This window comes from Pseudarthrobacter sp. TE9888, assembly GCF_056279345.1.
Map to the genome: position 1 here is coordinate 388,532 of NZ_JBWBRD010000002.1, position 21,472 is coordinate 410,003.

A 21,472-nucleotide genomic window follows, 5' to 3' on the forward strand; every position below is an offset into this window, starting at 1 on the left:
GTTGAGTGCGTGCCTTGATTACTAGGTCTGATTCTTCCATTCGCCCGGTGCCCAGGGCCAAGAACGGGGCAGCGGGTGACGAACCGCTCCTCCAACCGAGAGGAAACTGCGTTCGATGTAACAAACGTCACTGTGTTGCGCACATCACATTGGTTGCCTAATCTAGTTGAGGCTTAAGCAAACAGGTCATGCAAGAAGCTGCAGCGTCGCAGCCAATGCCGGGGAAGGCTTTATATCTTGAACTCTAAGCTGAACATCGTGGTCCGGGTCGATCTGGACCACAGCAAGGCCCAGGTGATTGCAAAGGGGCATATCACCATCCACAGCGTCAACGCCCTCTATGTAGTGGCAAAGCGTGCCAACTCCCTGAGGGGAGGCCTGGACCTGGAGCTTGATATCTCCAGCGCCTGGGTGGATGAGGAGGCGCTGGAAATGCTCCACGCCGCTTCCAAAACAAGGCAGCTGCCCGCGCGGATCGATCCGGACCAGGCACCCTGCACCATCAGCGTGCTGCCCAACCGCCGCCATCCGCGTACCGCGCCGGTACGGCTGGCCGCATAAAACTCCCGGCCGCTCGCCGCGCCCACTTTTCGGGCCAGAGCAGGCCGCAACCGCTTTTCCGCTTCCAACAACCCGAAGTGCAGCTGCATCTGAACAGACGGATGGCTGCACTTCGGGCTGTTAAGAGCCTTCCGCGGCCCGTGGGCTTACAGCAGCCCGGAGCCGCCAGCGAGGACGTCCTGGAGTTCCACTGCGCTCAGGCCGGCCGCCCTGCCCAGGGCATCCTCTTCCGCGCCGCGCTTCGAAGCGGTCCTCAAGGCGTTTTCGAACTGCTCCTGGGCGGCGTCAAGTTCCCATTGAAGGCTCTCCACCCTGGCTGATGCCAGCCGGACGGATTCCAGCGGGTCACCGGCGGGCCCACTGTCCATGGTGTAGCCGCAGGCGCAGGACCATTCCGATGAGCCGAGCTCCAGTGGCGCCCACCCCAGGGATGCGATGGGGACGGGCCCGGCGGTCATGGCCACGCCGCAGTGGAAGGGTGCGGCCGGGTCTTCCAGATCCATCGGCGCCGCATGCTCTTCCGGCAGAGCGGATGCCGGGGGCTCCTGGAGCTCCATCGGCGCCAGGTGGAGCTGGATGTCATCGTGGGCCTGGACAGGGATCGGTTGTCCCGCTGCCTGAGGTTCAAGTACTGCAGTCATGCGATCCGCCATCCGATAGTTACCAAACAATGTAGCTAGTCTAACTAGGATTACTGACTTGTCTACCGGAGTCCGGAAACCGGGCTCGGTTCCACGGCATCAACCGCTTCCCGCATGCGCAGCAGGAAGTTCATGACAGCGGTGATTTCCTCGGGCGTCAGTGACTCTGCGGCCTCGAGCATGCGCTTGTGCAGCTGGTTGAGGTTATGCCGCACCTCCTCGTCGGCGCCCGGGGTGGGCCGAAGAATTACGGCCCGCCGGTCCGAAGGGTGGGGTTCGCGGATCACGTGGCCGGCGGCAACCAGGCGGTCCACGAGGCTGGTCATCGATGCGGAGGTGATACCCAGCCGGGCGGCAAGCTGCGTGGGCCGGATGCCAACGCCCGCGGCCTCTGCGTCGATCAGGTACCGGAGCGCCAGGAGGTCAGTCTCCCCCATGGCCACCGAGGAACGGGTGCGCCTTCTCATGGCGCTCTCCGAGGTCCGGAACTCCCGAAGGGCATTGATGACGTCGACAGCCCGGGACCGGTTCCCCTCGGCAGATGGGTACCAGGAGCCTTCGCTTGCACCATGCGGGTTCATGCGAATTCCTTCGATATCCTACTTGCTTGGCCGTCTAACAAACCCATGGTAGCCCACTTGCCGCCCGCCCACCTCCCCTCGGAGGAAACGAACAGGTATCTCCCCAGGCCCCCGGGGAAAAGTAGAGTACTGGCTACTCGTGCCGGAGGCCTGCCCGGACTAATAGGTTTTTGTGCAATCCCCGGCAGCACGGCCTTGGGGTAATGGCAGATGGGGGTGCGGGGTGGCTGATGGCCCGGCGAACAATGAGGGGCCCGATCGGCAGGGGTTCCTGCTGGACCTGATGACCGGGGCTGAGGACGAGGCCGCATCCCTGCAAAAGCTTGCGTACGCCTCCGCCCGCTGGCTCAGTACCGCGGCAGGAACCGGGGTTGAATGTGCCGCGGTGCTGTACCGGCAGCGGGGATGCACCGCCACAGCGGGAAGCACCCCGGAGGCGGCAGCCGTTGCAGCCTCGGAGGACGAGTACTCGGACGGCCCGGCCGCGCTGGGCACCGCGCTGGCCGCGCCCACGGTGGTGGGCCAGGCAGGCTCGCGCTGGCAGGCCTACCGGCGGCGGCTGCTGGAGCACGGCTTCGGCGCGGCCCTGGTCGTGCCCCTGGAACTGCAACCGGGCGTATCCGCCGCCTTGGTGTTCCTGGGCCCGGCCAATCACGCATTCACCCCCCGGGTCACCAGTGAAGCCGCGTGGTTCGGCGATGTTGCATCGCGCAGCTTGAAACTGGCCCTGGACGTCCACGGCGTGATCCGTGCCGGCGACAACCTGAAGCAGGTCCTGGAGAGCCGCACCAGCATCGACGTTGCCTGCGGCGTGCTCATGGCGCAGAACCGTTGCTCCTACGCGGAGGCGTTCAGCAGGCTGGCGGGAACGTCAAGGAACCGCAACCTCAAAGTGCGCAGCGTGGCGGACAGCATCCTGAAGGCGATGCCCAGCGGCGCACCCCGAACGCGTTTCGACCCCCCGGCGATCGCGTAGCCGGCCGACCGGGTTACGCCTGGTGCCGCGCCCGCGCCTTGATGAGGCCGGCGGCCACGAGTCCTGCACATCCGAGTGAAGCCAGCATGCCGCCGAGAGCCACGATGTAATCGGTGATGGTCATTGTCCTGCGCTCCTTCCGTACTGCCTGATGCGCCCAAGCTACGCGGCGAAACTCAGTGTTCCCTGAAGAATCGCCAGCAGGTTTGGTCAAGATCCGGTCACAGGACGTGCGGGGATCCACATACTTCTGGTCCTTAACCTTTCGTTTGGCGCGGCTTTCCGTATTATTCATGCATGTGGACTAAACAAAGCCAGAGCTACTGCCCCACCTGCGGCAGGACCACCAATCACGTCACCCACTTCCAAAAGGACGACGCCGGTTCCCTGGTTGCGGACGTCCGCTGCATTGAGTGCCCGGAGATCGCCGGAGCGGTCGCCTAGGAGGATTCGGTTCCCGGAGACTGCAGTTCAGGGCGTGCGGCGTGGGGACGGACGACGACGAAGAGCACCATGGCGGCGGCCTGCACAGCCGTGACGGTGACGGCGAGGGCTAGAGTCGAGTACTCGTAAAGCCACCCGATGAGGACGCTTCCGGCCAGCCACGCGAGCCCGTAGCACGCGGTGAACATCCCATAGGCACTCCCCCGGCGGGCAACCGGAGCCAGCCCGGCCACCCCGGCCCGCATGGTGCTTTCCTGGACGCCCATGGCCGCTCCCCACAGCAGCACCCCGGCCACGGCCAGCGCCGCATTGTTGCTGAAACCCAGCCACGGCACCGCAGCCGCCAGGACGGGAAGGACCAGGAGGACTTTCAATCCCACCCGGTCAAAGAGCCAGCCGGAGGCCAGGGCGGCGACCGCGTCCACTCCCATCGCTGCCGCGTAGAGGACCGGCACCATGGCGGGCGGCAGCAGGCCGGTGGCCACCAGGTGGAATGAGAGCAGTCCGAACGTGGCGTAGCCGAACATGGTCAGGCTGCTGAACGCAGCGTAGAGCCAGTACTGGCGCGGCATGGGGGCGGTCTTGCCGGACACGGCGGCGGCATCGCCGTGGACGGGGCTGCTTTCGCCGGGAACAGGACCGGCGGGCTGGACGTCCGTCGGCTCGAACAGGCCCGGGTCAGGGACCCTCCGCCGCAGCCAGAAGAGGATCAGCATGGCCGCCAGTCCGGGGACCGCGAGCAGCAGGAACCCCGGGCCGTAGCTGCCCGAAAGCGCCAGCGCCGCACCCACCAGCAGCGGCCCCAGCAAGGCCCCCACCTGGTCCAGGGCCTCGTGCAGTGCGAACGCCTTTCCCTGGCCCATCGCGGATCCTGCCTCGGCCAGCATGGTGTCCTTGGCGGGGCTCCGGACGGCCTTGCCCAGCCGCTCCGCCAGGACCAGGAGGCAGGCGATCCACAGCGCGTCGGTGAGGCCGAGCAGCGGAACGGACACGGCAGTCAGGGCGTATCCGCCGATTGCCAGTGCCCACCGCAGCCCGGGCCTGTCCGCAAGCCGCCCGAACCCAAGGCGGAGGACCAGGGCCACTGCCTCGCCGGCGCCGGTGACAACGCTGACCAGGAGTGCCGAGGCGCCCAGCGCGCCGAGGTACGGGCCGGTGACGCTGCGGGCGCCTTCGTACACCATGTCCATCAAGGCGCTGATGATGCCGAAGGCCAGGATGAACCGGATGGCGGTGATGGGCGCCGCGGGACCCCGCCCGGCGGCACTAGCGCTGGTGGGCATGCTCCCGGACCTGCTCCACGGCGGGGCCGGCCACCGCTCCGTGCGGCCTGGCATCCTCCGGCCTGTCCCCGCGGAAGCGCCCGCGGCCCAACAGTCCCCGGCCCAGGCGGCCGCGGCCAGGGGGAACAGTTCCTTCGGGGCGTGTTACGGCCAGGATTACCCCGATTCCGGCGAGTGAGGAGACCATGGCCGAGCCGCCGTAGGAGATGAACGGCAGGGGCACGCCGATCACCGGCAGCAGCCCGCTGACCATCGCGATGTTGATGACCGCCTGGCCCAGGATCCAGGTGATGATGCTGCACGCGACGATCCTGGAGAACGTGTTGGTGGTGCGGGCGATGGTCTTGAACACGGCAATGGCCAGGATGGCGAACAGGCCCAGCACCAGGAGCGACCCGGCAAAGCCCAGTTCCTCGCCCAGGATGGAGAAGATGAAGTCGTTGTGGGCTTCCGGGATCCAGTTCCATTTCTGCCGGCTCTGGCCCAGGCCCACACCGAACCAGCTGCCGGAGGCCAGGGCGTAGGCGCCGTGCTGCGCCTGGTAGCCCATGCCCTGGGCGTCCTCGTCGGAGCCCATGCCCAGCCAGGAGGAGATCCGGCCCATCCTGTTGCCGCTGGTGGCCGCGAGCACCAGGGCCGCCGCCACGCAGAACAGCCCGGCCACGGAGAACACCTTCATCCGCACGCCGCCGTAGAACATGGTGGCGGCAAGGATCAGCATGATGATCATGGTGGTGCCAAGGTCGTGCCCCAGCGCCACGACGCCCATGATCAGCGCTCCTGCTGGTGCCAGCGGGATCACGGCGTGCTTCCACTGCCCCAGCAGTGCCTGCTTCCGGTCCAGGATGCCGGCGCCCCACACAATCAGCGACAGCTTGGCGAATTCGGACGGCTGGGCGGTGAAGCCGCCCACGCTCAGCCAGTTCCGGTTGCCGTTCACGGACATCCCCAGCGGCGTGAACACCAGCACCAGGGCGAACAGGGAACCGATCAGCAGCGGCCAGCCCAGCCACCGGATCCGCCGCACCGACATGCGCGCCAGCACCAGCATGAGCACCACGCCGGCCACGGTCCACATGGCCTGCTTGAGCGGAAGGTCGTACGGATTGTTTCCTGCCGCCACGGATTCCACGGACGACGCCGATGCCACCTCCACGAGTCCGATCGCCGAGAGCGTGAGGACCACCGCCAGGATCAGCGGGCGCAGGCGTCCCGGGGAGTCGTCCTCCAGCCAGACCGCCAGTTTGCCCAACCCGCGCCGGGCGGGCCGGCCCGTTCCGTGCTGTTTTTGTCCTGTATCCATTTGTCCGTTCCTCAGCCTGCACACCGGGCTTTCCCCACGGCCGGGCCCATCGCCGGGGCGGATACCGCCGAGAAGAAAGAGTACGCCCCCACACCCCGGCGGAGGCGCCGGGACACCCGCCAGCGCTACGGTTCTGGGTGAATTGCCAGCTTCGGCGTGTAGCGTAACGGAAACCTGTCCCCTCCCGAAGGTCATTTCGTCGTGTTCGGTTCCAAAAAATCCCCCGGCCCGGAACAGGAAGCCGCCAGCTCGCCCGCCTACCCCGGCCAAGGGGAGCTGTACGCCGCCAGTTCGCGCCGCCGTCGGCCTTTCCGCCACGCCCCCCGCTGGGTCAAAGCCGTCACCGCCGTGGTGTCCGTGCTGCTCCTTGGCGTCCTGGCGTTCGGCGGCTACTGGGCCTGGCGCCTGCAGTCCAACATCAGCACCTCGCAGCTGTCTGCGGGAGGGCAGCGTACCGAAGGTGCCGTGAATGACAGCACGGACCGGCTGCAGATCCTGGTCCTGGGGTCGGACACCAGGAGCGGGAACAACAGCCAGTACGGCACGGCGGACCAGTCCTCCGGCTACGGGCAGTCTGACGTGATGATGCTGCTGGACATCTCGGCAGACAACAAGCACGTCAACGTGGTCAGCTTCCCGCGTGACCTGATGGTGGACGTTCCGGCGTGCACGGATTCCAAAACCAACCAGGCGTACCCCGAGCAGAAGAGCGCCATGATTAACAGCGCCATGGCGCAGGCCGGCATTGGCTGCGCGGTGGACACGGTGAACAAGCTCACGGGCCTGGAAGTGGACCACTTCATGATGGCCGACTTCAACGCGGTAAAGGAGCTCTCCAACGCTGTTGGCGGTGTGGAGGTCTGCGTCACCGCTGCCGTCAACGATCCCGATTCCCACCTGAACCTGCCGGCCGGCAAGTCGCAGGTGCAGGGTGACCAGGCGCTGGCGTTCCTGCGCACCCGGCACGCCTTCGCCAATGGCGGGGACCTGGGACGCATCCAGGCACAGCAGGCCTTCCTGGCCTCGTTGAGCCGCAAGCTCAAGTCCGAGGGCACCCTGGGCAACCCGCAGAAGACGCTGACCATCGCCGATACCATCACCAAGAACCTGACTGTCGATTCGGGCCTGTCCTCCATCCCGTCGCTGCTGACCATCGCCAACCGGCTGAAGAACATCGATCCAGCCAACATCAACTTCATCACCACCCCGACGGTGCCGTCCCCCCAGGACCCCAACCGGCTGACCCTGGATGAGCCGGCGGCATCCAACTTCTTCGCCGCCCTCCGCAACAGCCCGGACCTGAGCCAGCCGGCCCCTGCGGCCCCCACGGAGGCGCCCGCAACCCCTGCCGCGCCGGCATACGACAAGTCGCTGCAGCCGGTCTCCATCGCCAACGGCACCGGGGTGGCGGGGCGGAGCACCGCGATTGCGGGGCTTCTCTCCGATGCCGGCTTCACCAAGGTGACCAAGCTGCAGGCCCAGGCCCAAAGCCAGACCATGGTGTACTACTCGGCCGGGTTCGAGGACGTCGCCGCCGACGTGGCAGCACTCTTCGGCCTGCCGGCCACCAGTGTCCAGCAGGTGGCGAACATCCAGGGCGTGCAGCTGTATGCCGGCACCGACTTTGCCACCGGCACCAAGCCCGCCGCACCGCCGTCGTCCGCCGACTCCTCCGGGAGCGTGGTGGCGCAGACCGGCAGCGACCAGACCTGCCAGTCAGCCAACCCCGCCGGCTACTAGGCAGGCCCCGGAGGAATCCACTTTTGCCTGAATACAGCTTCGGCTGTACTTTTGGGACATGCAGACCCTTACCCACGCCCCGGTATTGGCCCGCTTCGGCCATGCCGTTTCGGATCCCACCCGCGCGCGGGTGCTGCTGGCCCTCGCGGAGTCACCGTGCTACCCCTCCGACCTGGCAGACAGCCTGGGGGTATCCCGCCAAAGCATGTCCAACCATCTGACCTGCCTGCGGGGCTGCGGGCTGGTTGTTGCAGTGCCGGATGGACGACGGAGCCGTTACGAGCTGGCGGATCAGGCAATCGGCCATGCCATCAAGGAACTGCTGGGCGTTGTCCTGGCGGTGGACCCTGCCTGCTGCGCGCCGGATGGGGAGTGCCTGGCGTGACGGACCCAGGCATGGCACCCACCGTCGCCAGGCGGCGCGTGCTGAACCGGCGGATCAGGCTGTTCGCTGCAGCCACCATCACCTACAACATCATCGAGGCCATCGCTGCCCTCTGGGCCGGGGGCGCTGCTGATTCGTCCGCGCTGATCGGCTTCGGCTTGGACTCGGTAATCGAGGTGGCCTCAGCACTGGCGCTCTCATGGCAGTTCTCCGCCAAGGATCCCGAACGCCGCGAACACCTGACCCTGCGGATCATCGCCGTATCGTTCTTCGCACTGGCAGCGTTCGTCGCCGCGGACTCCATCCGGTCCCTGGCCGGCGGCGGCGAAGCACAGCATTCCCTGCCGGGCATCGTGATCGCGGCGCTGAGCCTGGCCATCATGCCCGTTCTCTCCTGGGCACAGCGCCGCGCCGGCCGAGAGCTCGGGTCCCGGACTGCCGTCGCGGACTCCAAGCAGACGCTCCTGTGCACCTACCTCTCCGCGGTGCTGCTGGTTGGACTCGTCCTGAACAGCGCCCTGGGCTGGTGGTGGGCCGACGCTGGAGCAGCGCTTGCCATCGCGGGCCTCGCCGTCCGTGAAGGCATCAACGCGTGGCGCGGGGACGCCTGCTGCGCTGTGCCGCAGCGGGTGGCTGCCGCTGCCGACCGCCCGGAGGGTTGCTGCCCGGACTGTACGAGCTCAACCCCTGTGCCTGACTCAGCGGGCAGGCCCCAGCTGGGACTTCAGCCCATCAGGAAAAGCTGACTTTTGGTTGGTGGACAGAGGGCAGGCGTGGACCTACCCGGCTGACGCCGACACGGGTTGCTTCGAAGGCTTGACGGTGGAACGGACGACGACGGGTTCCAGCTTTTGGTTCGCCCAGAGCCGGAGTGGCCGCTCCACCCAACGGAAGGACGCGTACGCCAGCAGCACCGTCAGCACGGCCGTCAGCCCGATGCGGAGGGGCAGCGCCGGGATCAGCCGCATCAGCAGCAGGTACACCGGCAGGTGCCAGAGGTACATGGCGTAGGACAGGTCGCGGCCGGGGCGGGCCAGCCAGGGATGGCTGAAGACGCGGGACAGGAAGCCGGCCGGCTGGAGGACCAGCGAGCCAATGAGCACGGCCGAAACCAGGGCGAGCGCCGTGGGGCCCACGGTCCAGAAGGTGTTGAACCAGGCGCCGGGGGTGTCGGGTTCCTTCAGCAGGAACAGGGCGGCCACGAGGGCGGCCCCGGCCAGCGGAGCACTCCAGCGGGCAGCCGATGCCAGGGCGCGGTGCAGACTGGAGCCCTCGCGGACCGCAGTGAAGAGCAGGGCCAGGGCGCAGCCGATCAGCAGTTCGTCGGCGCGGGTGTCCGGTCCGTTGTAGATCCGGTCCAGCGGCTGGCCGGCGTTGACCAGCAGGAAGCGGTTCAGCACGAAAGCGGTGGCCAGGCCCACGGTGGCGATGGCAGCGGTGCGAACCTTCCAGAACCGGAGCATCCCCAGCAGGAGCAGCGGCCACACCAGGTAGAACTGTTCTTCGACGGCGAGCGTCCAGGTGGGGCCCAGGGTTTCGCCGGCGATGGGGTCCCCAAACACGCCGAAGTGGGCCAGGTTCATCACATAGGCGGCGGCGGGAAGGACGAAGCCTGCCTGGCCGCCCCAGCCGGAGGCGGGGAACAGCAGGCCCGCGGTGACGATCACGGCGCAGAGCGCCAGGAGCGCGGGCCAAAGCCGGGCCAGCCGCTTGGCGTAGAAGATGCCCAGGTGCAGCCGGCCGGTGGCGATCCGCTCCTTCATGATCAGCAGCGTGATCACAAAGCCGCTGAGGGTGAAGAATACGTCCACGCCGATGGACCCGCCCGGCATCGACTCGGTGGCCGTGTGGAAGAAGAACACGCCGGCCACGGCGATGATCCTCAGCCCGTCCAGGGCATGCTTACGCCCGGCAAGGAGCCTGGCCTGGGGCGCCGCCGGGCCGGCCGATACTGACGAATTTCCGCTGCTTGACCTCAAAACCACTAAGCAAGCATATATAACGTTTCCATAACTGCGCTGACCCGGAGCTGGGTGGAAGCTGGGAGCGGGCCCTTGTGGGTGCTGGCTGCCGCTCCTACATTGAAGGCATGGTGGAACAGGATAGGGCAGAAGACCTGGAAGAGCTCGTGGACCTCATCGCCGGCATGGAGGACATCAAATCCGTGCTGGACGATCTCACCGGATTCGCGGCAGCCACCATGACCAACAGCACGGGAAAGTCCATCGAGTGCGCCGTTACCTTGCACCGGCGCAAGCGCACGGCCACCATCGGAGGCAGCAGCGGGAGGGCCGTGGTACTGGACCGAATCGAACAATCGCTGGGGGACGGGCCCTGTATCGAGGCCTTGGAGACTGGGGTTCCGGTCCTGCTGGAAGACGTGTCAACGGACCCGCGCTGGCCGGAATACCGCACGGCCCTTTCTGCGGCGGGCGTCGCCAGCTCTTTGGGGATTCCGATGAAACTGGAGAACGACGGCGGCGCGGTCCTGGACTTCTTCGCTCCGGTCAGCGGGCTCTTCGACGAGCAGGCCGTGGCCGACGCCATGAGATTCGGCGAGATGGCGGGCAAGGCCCTGCGGCTCGCGGTGCGGATCGCCTCGGCGGACCAGCTCGCTGAAAATTTGAGGGCGGCGATGGACACGAGGACCGTAATCGATGTGGCCTGCGGGATCATTATGGCCCAAAACAATTGCAGCAAGGACCAAGCCTTCGAGCTTCTCCGCAGTGCGTCCAGCACCCGGAACCAAAAGCTCCACGAGATTGCCGAAGCCCTGGTCAGCCGCTTCTCCGGCGCTGTGGCCGTGAAGGCGCACTTCGACGACTGACGTTTGCACGATGCCCGGGAGCCAGCCACGCTGCTGGCCCCCGGAGTGGACGACGGGATGTGGCCCACCCCCGAAAAATGGATACCCTGGGCCACATCCGCGTCAGCTTTGCGGGCGGTTGCCTGCCCAGGAATGATTGCCAGGATCCCGGCGAAAGGGGCGGGCGGCAATGAAGAGGCTTTCCCTCGGCAGCAACAGCAAGGCCACCTGCCTGACCCGGGATTCAGCTTAACAAACTGCAGCTGCGGGCAATAGGGGGAACTCCCCCAGTTTTTGCTCAGTTTCCCCCAATTAATGCATCTGTGGCGCGGACCAGTTTTGAATCCTCACGGGTTGGCCGGGCCGAACCACGTACCCAGGGCCTCGGCGAGGCCGTCCGCCGACCCCTGCCCCACCCACGCGACGTAGCCGTCGGGCCGGACCAGTACTGCCGTGGGTGCAGCAACGGTTCCCAGCACGGGAAGCTGCCACGCGGCGTCGTACGTTGCCCGGGTGTGCAGCACGCGTCCGGCCCAGGACCCCGGCTCCAGCGCCGGGCCGCCGACTTCCAGCAGCAGCGGCCGCGCACTGTGCAGCAGCCCGTACACGGTGGCCGGCCCGGCAGGGGTGGCCAGGTCCAGGTCCGGCATGCGGCGGCCCAGGAGCGGGTGGCCCGGGCCACGGTGGTAGGCGACGTCGAGTCCGGTGATGAGCGCCGCGATGGGCGTTCCGGCGCCGTCGACGCGCAGCACCTCGCCGAGCAAGTCCCGCAGGGCTTCCTGCCGGGGATCGGCCTTCTGGAAGAGGGACTGGGCCATGGTGTACTTGAGGGCCCGCTCCCCCACCGGGTGCCGCTCCGCGTGGTAGGTGTCCAGCAGGCCTTCGGTGGCGACGCCCCGCACCACCTGCCCCAGTTTCCAGCCAAGGTTGACGGCGTCCTGCAGCCCGAGGCCGATGCCGAGCCCGCCGGTGGGTGAGTGGACATGGGCGGCGTCCCCGGCCAGCAGCAACCTGCCCTTCCGGTACGCCTCCGCCTGCCGGGTGGCGTCGGTGAAGCGCGAGAGCCAGGTGGGGCTGTGCACGCCGAAGTCGGTGCCGAAGACCTCTGTCAGGGCCTCCCGCAGGTCTGCCAGGGTGGGCTCGGTGCCCGGCCCCAGGGACGCTTCGGTGACCACCACCCGGACCATGCCGCCGCCCATCGGGTACAGCCCGTGGATCCCGCGGGCGTCCACCTTCCCCTGCTGACCCGGTTCCCCGGCGGCCTTCACCTCTGCGATCAGGCTGCTCCGGGTAGCGTCCGGGCCCACCATGGGAATGCCGGCGGACCGGCGCACTACGCTGCGCCCGCCGTCGGTGCCCACAACGTAGCAGCCCCGCACGGGTCCGCCGCCGGCCAGCTGGACCTCCGCGCCGTCGTCGTCCGCGGACACGCCGGTGACCTCAACGCCGCGCCGGATCTCCACGCCCAGGCCCTGCACCCACTCGAGCAGCAGCTGCTCAATGTGGTTCTGGAACAGTGCCAGCGTGTACGGGTGGCGGGTGGGCAGGCCGCCCAGGTCCAGTTGCGTGTTGCCGAAGGATGCCGTCTGGACCGTCTTGCCAGCGGCGAGGAACCGGTCCGCGATGCCGCGCTGGTCCAGCAGTTCGATGGTGCGCGAGTGGATCCCGCCACCGCGGGAACCGGCCAGTTCCTGGGACGCGCGCCGCTCCAGCACCACCGCGTCCACCCCAGCCAGCCGAAGTTCCCCCGCCAGCATCAGGCCCGTGGGCCCGCACCCCACAATCACTGCGTCGTGCATCTCGCTCCCCCGCCTACGTCCGGTATACGACGGCCAGTATGCGGCACCCCCGGGGCCTTGCGGCAAGGCCCCCATGGCGGGGTACTTTGAAAATGGAAGGAATACTGCGGGTGTTGTCGATTTCCGCTTCCGCTGTGCGTCGAATTGGTAGGGGCTCGATGAAGGGCCTTTCATCACGGCAAAGGAGCATGACATGTCCAAGTACCTGATCCTGATCTACCAGGACGAATCGGTGGCACGGCAGGCCGAAGGGGAATCGATCAGCGCGAGCTACCAGGAGTTCCAGCAGCGCCGTGGCCCGTCCCTGCTCGGTGGAGCTGCCCTGCACCCCTCCTCCACTGCGACATCGGTCCGCCGCGACGGGGCCGGCGGATTCCTGGTCACGGACGGCCCGTTTGCCGAGTCGAAGGAAACCCTGGGCGGCTACTACCTCGTTGAGGCCGCCGACCTGGATGAGGCACTTGAGATTGCCAAGGAGGTTCCCGCCGGCGTCGGAGTCGAGTTGTGGCCGGTGCGGGTGGCCAACTGATGCCGCAGGCCGCCAGCGCGGAGGTCGCTGCAGCGGTGGCGGACGCGCACCGCCGGGAGTGGGCCTTCGTGCTGGCGGCAACGGTGCGGGTGGCTGGGGACATCGACACCGCCGAGGAAGCTGTCCAGGACGCCTATGCCAGCGCACTGTCCAGCTGGGGCGGGACCGGGATCCCCAGGAATCCGGGGGCTTGGCTCACGGTGGCGGCCCGGCACCGGGCCCTGGACATGCGCCGCCGCGCAGCTACCGTTCAACGGTCGCTCCCCAAGCTGCTTGAGCCGGAGGAGTACGACGGCGGTCTTCCGGACTTCGATCCCGCTGGCATTCCGGACGACCGGCTCCGGCTGATCTTCACGTGCTGCCACCCGGCCCTGGCGCTCGAGGCCCGTGTAGCCCTGACGCTGCGGCTGTTGTGCGGGCTGTCCACGGCCGACGTGGCGCGGGCGTTCCTCGTGCCGGAACCTACGATGGCCGCCCGCATCACCCGGGCGAAGAAGAAGATCGCGGCAGCCCATATCCCGTACCGGGTGCCGCCGGCGTCCGAGCTGCATGAGCGTGTGGACGGGGTGCTGGCAGTGGTGTACCTGGTGTACACCACGGGGCATACGGCTACGTCGGGACCGGAGTTGATGCGCCACGACCTCGCCGAACGCGGGCTGGAGTTGGCAAGGATGCTGCGCGTCCTGCTTCCTGCTGATCCCGATGTCGCCGGGCTCCTGGCACTCGTCTTGCTCACCGAAGCCCGCAGGGATGCACGGCTCGATGAACACCATGACGTCGTCCTGCTGGAGCACCAGGACCGGTCCGCCTGGGACCGGCAGTCCATCAATGAAGGCGTGGCGCTCCTTGGGGAAGCCTTAGCTGCCCGGCCGCCGGGCCGCTTCGCCCTCATGGCGGCCATCGCGGCCGTGCATGATGAGAGCGGGTCCTGGTCCGACACCGACTGGCAGGAGATCCTGGGACTATATGACCTGCTGATGGAACGGTGGCCCTCCCCCGTGGTTCGACTCAACCGGGCCATTGCCCTGGGCTTCGCCGCGGGATATGCCCAAGGCCTGGCAGAACTGGATGCGCTGGGTGCCGAGCCACAGCTGGCACGCTACCCGTACCTTGCGGCCGCCCGGGGCGATTTCCTGGTCAGGCTTGGCCGCGCCGAGGAGGCCCGCGTGGCGTTTGAGGAGGCGCTGATCCTCACTGACAACGACGCGGAGCGGCGCTTCCTCCGGGGCGGCTGGACGAGCCGGCAGGGTGACCCGGGCACCACTGGGCCGGGACCTGGCCCGGATAGCTACGCTCTCTCCCAGATGGATACCCAGTCCACCAGGACATGGCCGTTGGTTTCGGGCAGCGGACAGTTCGGGGAGCATGACTCGGTCTGCAGGATGTAGTGCATCGGCTTGCCCGGGACGAACCTCGTCGAGACGCCGAGGGATCTTCCGTCAAGGAAGAATTCGATGCCGTCGGCGCGCCACTCAGTGGTGGCGATGTGCCAGTCCCCATACGGCTGGTTGGGGCGGAAGACGTCGCTTCGGTGTTCGCCGTCCTCCACGCCATGCACCGCAGCGTAGAGGACCTTTGACAGGTCCCCTTCCGGGAAGTCGATCTCCCCATCCTCCGGCCACTGCTTGCTGTCCGGCCACAGCAGCCACGCCAACTTGAATCCCGGCAACACTTCGGCTTTGAAACGGACGGAAAATCGTCCGTACACCAAGCTGTTGTAGGGCCGCTGGCTGGCTCCGTAGAGTTTGGGCGACGGCGCGGCCCCCATGGCCACTCCGTCTTCCGAGTGCAGGAACATGTCCAGGACGCCGTCATGGACACTCAGAACCTTCGACGGGAAGTACCCGGACGTCCGCGCACCCTTTAGCTGCTGCTGGGCGGCGGTGTCCGGTGTTCCATCCGCGTAGTTCTCGCTCCAGCGTGAGGCGTAGACGGGACCGGGAAATGTCCCCAGGCCAACGTCTCCGTCGGTGAAGTCCTCCGCGAAGACCTGTTTCCAACCGGGAAGATCCGTGGTGGGCATGGCCTCCGAAGCTGCAGAGGGGTCTGCGATACGAGGAGTGCCGGAGACAGGAGGGGGCTCGACGTCATGCGAAACTTCAGGGGCCGCGGAGGGAACGGGGCCAGTCGGGGGATCCGCGGGGTCAGAGGAGGCACTTCCGGGCCCGGAACCTGACCCGGGTCCTGAACCTGCAGGAGCGTTGAGGTCACCGCAGGCAACGGCCGTCAAAGCAATAACCATGACGAGGACAAGGCTGCGGGCATGATGGGCAAATGTCGCCACGGGCCTGCCTCCGTCCAGTCAGAGTTATTGGATTCTACCGCCGGGTAATCCAGGCGGCGACCGGCTCCGCAACGGGTGTCTGCATTGCTGTCCTCCCCCTGGATCCTGCGACGACGGGAGAACCGTACGCGGCATCCCGTCCCTAGTCCGGTCCAGCCTACGAACCTCCTGGCGACTGGTCATGAGTAGCTGGTACTCAGGTTTCCGGAACTTCGCTCCGGGGCGCATGGCAGGGGTACCTGTTTTTGCCCTAACCGGTTCCGGAGGATGGCCGCGCCGTTACAATCCCCACCCGGGCCGGGCTTGAGGCGTGCCACTGGCTGCAAGGTACGCTCCACGGAGCTGCAGGGCAAAGGGAAGGCCCCTCCTAGGAGGGGCCTTGAACGTAGTGGTCACTTGTCTTCTGGTATCGGTCAGCGGTGATGCGCAATCCCCCTTCCCGGACGCCCCCGGCGCCCATCCGGACTATGACGCGTTCCACTTTAATAACTGGCTGCCGGAGCGTAAAGACCCTTCATGGAAAAAATTTGGATGCCCGACGGCGGTGGCGGGCCGAGGCGGGCCAGGTGGCCCTAGCGCCGGAGTCAGCTTTGTTCTATAACTAATAGAACAAAGGAAATGGGGTGGGGGCATTGATCCTCAATGTGGACCTGGCTTCCGACGTCCCGATCTACCAGCAGATACGGGACCAGATCGTGGAAGCGATCGCCCACGGCGCATTGAAGGACGGCAGCTCACTGCCACCCACCCGCACTCTCGCTGCCGATTTCGGCATCAACTTCCACACTGCCAACAAGGCCTACGATCTCCTCCGGCAAGAAGGCCTGATCCGCCTCAGCCGCGGCACCGGAGCGGTGGTGACCGCACCCGCCGCGAACCCACTCCCCGCGGACTGGACCGGCAGGGTCCGGACCCTCTTGGCCGAGGCCGTGGCCCGCGGAGCCTCGGCCCCTGAGGTGCTCGAGGCCTGCCGGACAGTTCTCGATTCATTCAGCTCCAAACAGCAGGAGGGCACGCCGTGATTGTTTCCGTGATTTTGGGCCTGGTATTGCTGGGCCTGGTTCTGCTGTTGGCACTGGTCTTGCCGTCGGTCACCAGCGGAACTGTTCCGTTCGGGGTCCGGATCCCGGCCCAAAATGCCGCAGATCCGGTGGTCACCGCGCAGTCGCGCCTGTACCGGCGTCGGGTCCTGATCTGCGGAGGCATCATCGCGGCTGCCGGCGTGGCCAGCGTTGCAGTGACCGGGCAGCCGCTGCTTCTGCCGTTGTCTGTCCTGGTGCTTGTAGGTACTTGGTATGGCTGCTTCTTCCTGGCCCATCAGGAGATCCGCGCGGCGAAACTCGCCGGCGGCTGGTTCGAGGGGCTGCACCAAGGCATCGCCGTGGACACCGAGCTGCGGACCAATCCTCCACGGTTCCCCTGGCTCTGGCTGGTGCCGGCAGTAGCCATCCCGGTGGCGACGGGAGTTATCGGCATCCTGATGTATCCGTCGATGCCGCAGAACCTCGCGGTACACTATGGCGCGAACGGTGTGCCGAACAGGATTGAAATGAAGTCGGTTGGCTCCGCTTTTTCGCTGGTCTTCCTGCAGCTGGGGCTCACCGCATTGCTGGCCGGCATCGCGGCGGCCATTCTCCGCAGCCGTCCCGATCTTGACCCGGCCCGCCCCATGGGGTCCTCGCGGTGGGCACGGCACTACATGTCGCTGGGCGCCAAGGCCCTGCTGGGACTGGTGGCCATGATCGACCTGGGCCTGATGGGATCATCGCTGTTAATGTGGACCGGAACCGTTTCCCGGTGGGCACCTTTGGTGATCGTGATTCCGGTCTTGGTCTCGGTGACAGCAACTATCACTGTCCTGGCCAGGAACAACCGGGACCGCGGCGGCAACGGGGAGGACACCGGCCTCACTCACCGCGACGACGACAGGTACTGGCGCGGCGGCGTGATCTACATCAATCGGGAAGACCCGGCCCTGGTTGTCCCCCGCAGGTTCGGCATCGGCTGGACCCTGAACTTCGGCGACCCGAGGGCGGCGATGTTTTTGGCCGGCGTGGTCGCGCTGATCGGGTTGGTTATCGCGCTCCGCTTTACCAGCTGAGGAGCTTTCGACGCGCAAAGAGGCTGGCGCAGCCCGAATACCGGGAGCGCCAGCCTCTCTGCGTGTCAGCGGAGGTTTCCTGTGTCGAAAACGTCCGCTGGGTTAGATGTCCGCCAGGAGGGATGTGGGGTTTTCGATGGCGTCGGCCACGAAGCGGAGGAAGCCGCCGGCTGTGCCGCCGTCGCAGACCCGGTGGTCGAAGGTCAGCGTGAGTTCGGTGACCTTGCGGACAGCCAGCTCGCCGTTGACCACCCACGGCTTGTCGATGATCCGGCCCACGCCGAGGATGCCTACCTCCGGGTGGTTGATGATCGCCGCTGAGCCGTCGACGCCGAACACACCATAGTTGTTCACCGTGAACGTTCCGCCGCCCAGCTCGGCCGGGGTCGCCTTGCCGTCGCGGGCCACCTGCGTGAGGCGGCGGATCTCCGCGTCCAGCTCCCTGGCACTGAGCTTTTCGGCCCCGCGCACGGAAGGCACCACCAGGCCGCGGTCGGTCTGCGCCGCAAAGCCCAGGTTTATCCCGTCGAAGGCCACGATCTCCTGCGACCCGTCGTCGGCAGTCTCGATGCGGGTGTTCAGCTCCGGGAACTTTTTCAGCCCCGCCGTGACGAACCGGGCAATGAACGCCAACAAACCGGGAACCTCCGCGCCATTGGCTTTCAGCCCCTCACGCAGCTCCATCAGCGCGGTGGCATCCACGTCCACCCAGACCGTGGCTTCCGGGATCTCGGAACGGCTGCGTGCCATGTTCGCGGCGACTGCCTTCCGGACGCCGCGGACAGGCGTGCGGGTGGAGATGGCGAGTCCGGTACGGGCGTCCGTGGCCGGGCCGGCGGACGGTGCGGCCGGCTCCGCCAACGGTGCGGGCGCTTCAACGGGTTGGGCCGGGGGTGTGGCTGCAGGGGCTGCCGACTTCAGCGCCGCTTCAACATCACGGCGCATGATCAGCCCGCTGTCACCGGAACCCGAAATGTCCCCGAGGTCCACGCCGTGCTCCTTCGCCATGCGCCGGACCAGTGGTGAAATCACCGCGCCCAGCTTGCCGGGTACACGGGTGCGGAGCAGTGTCATGTCGTCACCGGTGGTTGAGCCTGTCGAAACCCCGGAGGTTTCGACAGGCTCAACCACCGAGACGGAGCTTCGCGGGGCACGGGTACGCCGCGCCTGACCGTGCCCGCCGGGAGTGCCGTACCCGATCAGCACATTGCCGGACCCGGCCTTCTCCTCTTCCCGATACGCTTCCGCCTCAGCCGACGCGGATGGTGCCGCCCCGGGAGTGGCATCGGGCCTGTCGGAGCCGGACGCCATGCTGCCTGCAGCATGGCTGTCCGGCGAAGGGGCGGGGGCGGCATCATCCGCGGCGGCAACCGGCGCGGCAACGCCACGGGTTTCGACAGGCTCAACCACCGGCGTCACCGAGATCAGCGGCTTCCCTACGTCCAGGGTCTCCCCCGGCTTCCCGTGCAGCTCGGCCACGATCCCGGCATAGGGCGACGGCACCTCCACCGCGGACTTGGCGGTCTCCACCTCGGCGATGGGCTGATCGACGGCGATCTCATCCCCAACGGAGACATGCCAGGCCACCAGCTCAGCCTCGGTGAGGCCCTCACCCAGGTCCGGCAGCAAGAATACGCGTGGTTCGCTCATGGTCAGTTCTCCCACTGAAGGTCGTCAACGGCGTCGAGGATGCGGTCCACGCCGGGCAGGTAGTACTTCTCGAGTTTGGGCGCCGGGTACGGGACGTCGAACCCGGTCACGCGGCGGATCGGTGCGGCCAGGTAGTGGAAGCAGCGCTCCTGCACCCGGGCCACGATCTCGGAGGAGACGGACGCGAACCCGTGTGCCTCCGCGATCACCACGGCGCGGCCGGTCTTGCGCACCGATTCGCATACGGTCTCGTCGTCGAACGGGACGATGGTCCGCACATCAATGACTTCCAGCGAGCGCCCTTCCAAGGCGGCAGCCTCGGCGGCAGCCAAAGCAGTAGGCACGGACGGACCGTACGCAATCAGCGTCGCGTCGGTGCCGGGACGCGCGACGGCGGCCCTTCCCTCCGAGGTGCGTCCCGCCGTCGTACCGTCCGCAGAACGCCCGTCCTCATGAAGGCGCCGCAGCTCGCCCAGGTCCACGGAGTCCTTGGTCCAGTACATCTTCTTGGGTTCCATGAAGACCACCGGATCGTCGGAGTCGATGGCTTCGCGGAGCATCCGGTAGCCGTCCGCCACCGTGGCCGGGGTGTAGACCTTCAGGCCGGCCGTGTGGGCGTAGTAGGACTCGGAGGAGTCGCAGTGGTGCTCCACTCCCCCGATGCCGCCGCCGTACGGGATGCGGATGACCATGGGCAGCTTGACCGTGCCCTTGGTGCGGTTGTGCATCTTGGCCACGTGGCTGACGATCTGCTCAAACGCCGGGTACGCGAACGCGTCGAACTGCATCTCGATGACCGGGCGCATCCCGTTGATGGCCATCCCAACAGCCATGCCCACGATCCCGGATTCTGCCAGCGGGGTGTCGAAGCAGCGCTGCTCGCCGAACGTGGCGGTGAGGCCGTCGGTGATGCGGAAGACGCCGCCCAGGAGCCCCACGTCCTCGCCGAACACCAGGACGGAGGAGTCAGCATGCATGGCGTCGGCGAGCGCCGTGTTGAGGGTCTTGGCCATGGTGACCGGCTGTGGGCCGGCGGCCTCCGCTGATGCTGCGGCGGAGGCTGCCGCCCGGGCGGTGGCGGCGGAAACGTTGCCGTTGGCCTCGGACGAGGTGGTGATGGTGGGGCTCACTTGCCGGCCTCCTTCGAATCGGTAGCTGCGGCGTCGCGGGCCAGCTCGTCGGCGAGCAGGGCTGACTGTTCCTTCAGCTGCGGGGTCTGCACCGCGAATACGTGGCGGAAGAGCTCCTGAGGGTCCACGGGGACGTCCTCGCCGAGGCCTTCGCGGAGCTGCGCGGCAACCGCCTCGGCGTGCTCGCGGATGCGGGCCTCGCCGTCGTCGTCCAGCAGGCCCCGGTCCGTCAGGTAGGTGCGCATCCGGTTCACAGGGTCCTTGGCCCGCCACTCGGCAACCTCAGCGCTTTCCCGGTAGCGGGTGTCGTCGTCGGCATTGGTGTGGGCCTGCATGCGGTACGTATTGGCCTCCACCAGCAGCGGGCCGGAGCCTTCCCGGGCCAGCTTCACGGCGCGATCCAGGACGGCGAGGAGGGCCACCACGTCGTTGCCGTCCACGCGCTCACCCGCCATGCCGTAGCCCACGGCCTTGTGCGCGAGCGACGGCGCCACGGACTGGTGCGCCAGCGGCACCGAGATGGCGTACTTGTTGTTCTGGACGAAGAAGATGACCGGCAGGTGGAAGACGGCGGCGAAGTTCAGGGCTTCGTGGAAGTCGCCTTCGCTGGTGGCGCCGTCGCCGCACATGGCCAGCACCACGGTGTCCTCACCGCGCAGCTTGGCGGCGTGGGCAACACCGACGGCGTGCAACAGCTGGGTGGTCAGCGGGGTGCACTGGATGCCCACCTTGTACTTGAGGGGGTCATACCCGCCGTGCCAGTCACCGCGGAAGATGGTCATCACCTGGACGGGGTCCACGCCGCGGGTCATCACGGCGACGGCGTCGCGGTAGGTGGGGAACATCCAGTCGCCGTCGGACAGGCACAGGGCGGCAGCCACCTGGCAGGCTTCCTGGCCGTGGCTGGAGGGGTAGACGGCCATGCGGCCCTGCCGGACCAGGGCGGAATTCTGGTCATTGACGCGGCGGCCGACGACGAGTTGTTCGTATGCTTCGAGCAGTTCCTTGTCGCCGGGCACGGGGTATTCGTGGCCGGGCTGGGTGCCCTGCTCGCCTTTGGGTTTCAGGCTGCCGTCCGGGTCCACCATCTGGATCTGGTGCCGGGCGGGGAGCATGTAATCCTCCACCGTGATGCCGAACTTCTTCACAGCTTCCGTCAGCGCATTCTCGGGCGCTGCCGTGCTGGTGGTGTCCGGCGCGGTGTGGTCTGCGGAGATCGTCATTGGTCCGTCCTTCGGTAGCCACTATTCCCTCCAAGT

At 67.1% G+C, this 21,472-nt stretch carries 21 protein-coding genes; 11 read left to right on the top strand and 10 right to left on the bottom strand.

Annotated elements, in window-relative coordinates; genetic code table 11:
• Window positions 1-237: 237 nt before the first annotated feature.
• Window positions 238-561, top strand: coding sequence for a hypothetical protein (locus tag ACZ9J7_RS02385; RefSeq protein ID WP_476206707.1), 324 nt, complete (start codon window positions 238-240; stop codon window positions 559-561).
• A 146-nt stretch (window positions 562-707) separates the two neighbouring features.
• On the opposite strand, the gene ACZ9J7_RS02390 is transcribed toward ACZ9J7_RS02385, so the two are convergent.
• On the bottom strand, window positions 708-1,202 hold the full coding sequence (locus ACZ9J7_RS02390) for a hypothetical protein (protein WP_476206708.1): 495 nt from the start codon (window positions 1,200-1,202) through the stop codon (window positions 708-710).
• 62 nt (window positions 1,203-1,264) lie between these two features.
• Window positions 1,265-1,783 (bottom strand): MarR family winged helix-turn-helix transcriptional regulator, encoded by a 519-nt coding sequence (locus ACZ9J7_RS02395; RefSeq protein ID WP_476206709.1) that lies wholly within the window; start codon window positions 1,781-1,783, stop codon window positions 1,265-1,267.
• 223 nt (window positions 1,784-2,006) lie between these two features.
• Here ACZ9J7_RS02395 and ACZ9J7_RS02400 point away from each other — a divergent pair, with 223 nt between their 5' ends.
• Together ACZ9J7_RS02400 and ACZ9J7_RS02405 are read left to right on the top strand one after the other, a co-directional pair.
• A complete protein-coding gene (locus ACZ9J7_RS02400; RefSeq protein ID WP_476206711.1) occupies window positions 2,007-2,759 on the top strand; it encodes an ANTAR domain-containing protein in 753 nt (250 codons plus the stop codon).
• Between the two features lie 297 nt (window positions 2,760-3,056).
• The gene (locus tag ACZ9J7_RS02405; RefSeq protein WP_307359137.1) at window positions 3,057-3,203 is read left to right on the top strand and encodes a hypothetical protein; all 147 of its coding nucleotides are present in this window, start codon (window positions 3,057-3,059) and stop codon (window positions 3,201-3,203) included.
• Here ACZ9J7_RS02405 and ACZ9J7_RS02410 read toward each other — a convergent pair.
• Both ACZ9J7_RS02410 and ftsW read right to left on the bottom strand, forming a co-directional pair.
• A complete protein-coding gene (locus tag ACZ9J7_RS02410; RefSeq protein ID WP_307359139.1) occupies window positions 3,200-4,486 on the bottom strand; it encodes an MFS transporter in 1,287 nt (428 codons plus the stop codon). The genes ACZ9J7_RS02405 and ACZ9J7_RS02410 overlap by 4 nt on opposite strands.
• Window positions 4,470-5,789: a putative lipid II flippase FtsW gene (gene ftsW, locus ACZ9J7_RS02415; protein WP_307359142.1), complete on the bottom strand. Its 1,320-nt coding sequence runs from the start codon at window positions 5,787-5,789 to the stop codon at window positions 4,470-4,472. Before ftsW ends, ACZ9J7_RS02410 begins: the two co-directional genes overlap by 17 nt.
• A 201-nt stretch (window positions 5,790-5,990) precedes the next feature.
• Between ftsW and ACZ9J7_RS02420 the strand changes: the two genes are divergently transcribed.
• Genes ACZ9J7_RS02420 through ACZ9J7_RS02430 form a run of 3 tightly spaced genes read left to right on the top strand, consistent with a single transcriptional unit; the run spans window position 5,991 to window position 8,660 of the window.
• Window positions 5,991-7,529, top strand: a complete 1,539-nt coding sequence (locus ACZ9J7_RS02420) for an LCP family protein (RefSeq protein WP_476206714.1) — start codon at window positions 5,991-5,993, stop codon at window positions 7,527-7,529.
• Window positions 7,530-7,587: 58 nt separating this feature from the next.
• A complete protein-coding gene (locus ACZ9J7_RS02425) occupies window positions 7,588-7,914 on the top strand; it encodes an ArsR/SmtB family transcription factor (protein WP_307359151.1) in 327 nt (108 codons plus the stop codon).
• A gap of 11 nt (window positions 7,915-7,925) precedes the next feature.
• Window positions 7,926-8,660: a cation efflux transmembrane domain-containing protein gene (locus ACZ9J7_RS02430; RefSeq protein ID WP_307359154.1), complete on the top strand. Its 735-nt coding sequence runs from the start codon at window positions 7,926-7,928 to the stop codon at window positions 8,658-8,660.
• A 33-nt stretch (window positions 8,661-8,693) separates the two neighbouring features.
• Here ACZ9J7_RS02430 and ACZ9J7_RS02435 read toward each other — a convergent pair whose 3' ends face one another.
• Entirely contained in the window at window positions 8,694-9,899 is a 1,206-nt protein-coding gene (locus ACZ9J7_RS02435; protein WP_307359156.1) for an acyltransferase family protein, read from the bottom strand.
• Between the two features lie 104 nt (window positions 9,900-10,003).
• Here ACZ9J7_RS02435 and ACZ9J7_RS02440 point away from each other — a divergent pair, with 104 nt between their 5' ends.
• On the top strand, window positions 10,004-10,741 hold the full coding sequence (locus tag ACZ9J7_RS02440) for a GAF and ANTAR domain-containing protein (RefSeq protein ID WP_307359159.1): 738 nt from the start codon (window positions 10,004-10,006) through the stop codon (window positions 10,739-10,741).
• Window positions 10,742-11,067: 326 nt separating this feature from the next.
• Here the strand turns inward: ACZ9J7_RS02440 and ACZ9J7_RS02445 are convergent, their stop codons facing one another.
• Complete coding sequence (locus ACZ9J7_RS02445) at window positions 11,068-12,519, bottom strand: FAD-dependent monooxygenase (protein ID WP_476206719.1); 1,452 nt, start codon at window positions 12,517-12,519, stop codon at window positions 11,068-11,070.
• Between the two features lie 193 nt (window positions 12,520-12,712).
• On the opposite strand from ACZ9J7_RS02445, the gene ACZ9J7_RS02450 reads away from it, so the two are divergent.
• A complete protein-coding gene (locus tag ACZ9J7_RS02450; protein ID WP_476206721.1) occupies window positions 12,713-13,048 on the top strand; it encodes a YciI family protein in 336 nt (111 codons plus the stop codon).
• Window positions 13,048-14,436, top strand: a complete 1,389-nt coding sequence (locus ACZ9J7_RS02455) for an RNA polymerase sigma factor (RefSeq protein WP_476206723.1) — start codon at window positions 13,048-13,050, stop codon at window positions 14,434-14,436. Before ACZ9J7_RS02450 ends, ACZ9J7_RS02455 begins: the two co-directional genes overlap by 1 nt.
• Here ACZ9J7_RS02455 and ACZ9J7_RS02460 read toward each other — a convergent pair.
• The gene (locus ACZ9J7_RS02460; RefSeq protein ID WP_476206725.1) at window positions 14,337-15,071 is read right to left on the bottom strand and encodes a glycoside hydrolase family 16 protein; all 735 of its coding nucleotides are present in this window, start codon (window positions 15,069-15,071) and stop codon (window positions 14,337-14,339) included. The genes ACZ9J7_RS02455 and ACZ9J7_RS02460 overlap by 100 nt on opposite strands.
• A gap of 884 nt (window positions 15,072-15,955) precedes the next feature.
• On the opposite strand from ACZ9J7_RS02460, the gene ACZ9J7_RS02465 reads away from it, so the two are divergent.
• Together ACZ9J7_RS02465 and ACZ9J7_RS02470 are read left to right on the top strand one after the other, a co-directional pair.
• Window positions 15,956-16,354, top strand: a complete 399-nt coding sequence (locus ACZ9J7_RS02465; RefSeq protein ID WP_476206726.1) for a GntR family transcriptional regulator — start codon at window positions 15,956-15,958, stop codon at window positions 16,352-16,354.
• Window positions 16,351-17,433 (top strand): DUF1648 domain-containing protein, encoded by a 1,083-nt coding sequence (locus ACZ9J7_RS02470; RefSeq protein WP_476206727.1) that lies wholly within the window; start codon window positions 16,351-16,353, stop codon window positions 17,431-17,433. Before ACZ9J7_RS02465 ends, ACZ9J7_RS02470 begins: the two co-directional genes overlap by 4 nt.
• A gap of 102 nt (window positions 17,434-17,535) precedes the next feature.
• Here ACZ9J7_RS02470 and ACZ9J7_RS02475 read toward each other — a convergent pair whose 3' ends face one another.
• The 3 genes from ACZ9J7_RS02475 to pdhA are packed head-to-tail and all read right to left on the bottom strand — an operon-like array spanning window position 17,536 to window position 21,436.
• Complete coding sequence (locus ACZ9J7_RS02475) at window positions 17,536-19,083, bottom strand: dihydrolipoamide acetyltransferase family protein (protein ID WP_476206729.1); 1,548 nt, start codon at window positions 19,081-19,083, stop codon at window positions 17,536-17,538.
• A 2-nt stretch (window positions 19,084-19,085) separates the two neighbouring features.
• Window positions 19,086-20,213, bottom strand: a complete 1,128-nt coding sequence (locus ACZ9J7_RS02480) for an alpha-ketoacid dehydrogenase subunit beta (RefSeq protein ID WP_476206731.1) — start codon at window positions 20,211-20,213, stop codon at window positions 19,086-19,088.
• A complete protein-coding gene (gene pdhA, locus ACZ9J7_RS02485; RefSeq protein WP_476206733.1) occupies window positions 20,210-21,436 on the bottom strand; it encodes a pyruvate dehydrogenase (acetyl-transferring) E1 component subunit alpha in 1,227 nt (408 codons plus the stop codon). The genes ACZ9J7_RS02480 and pdhA overlap by 4 nt, the downstream gene beginning before the upstream one ends.
• Between the last annotated feature and the right edge of the window lie 36 nt (window positions 21,437-21,472).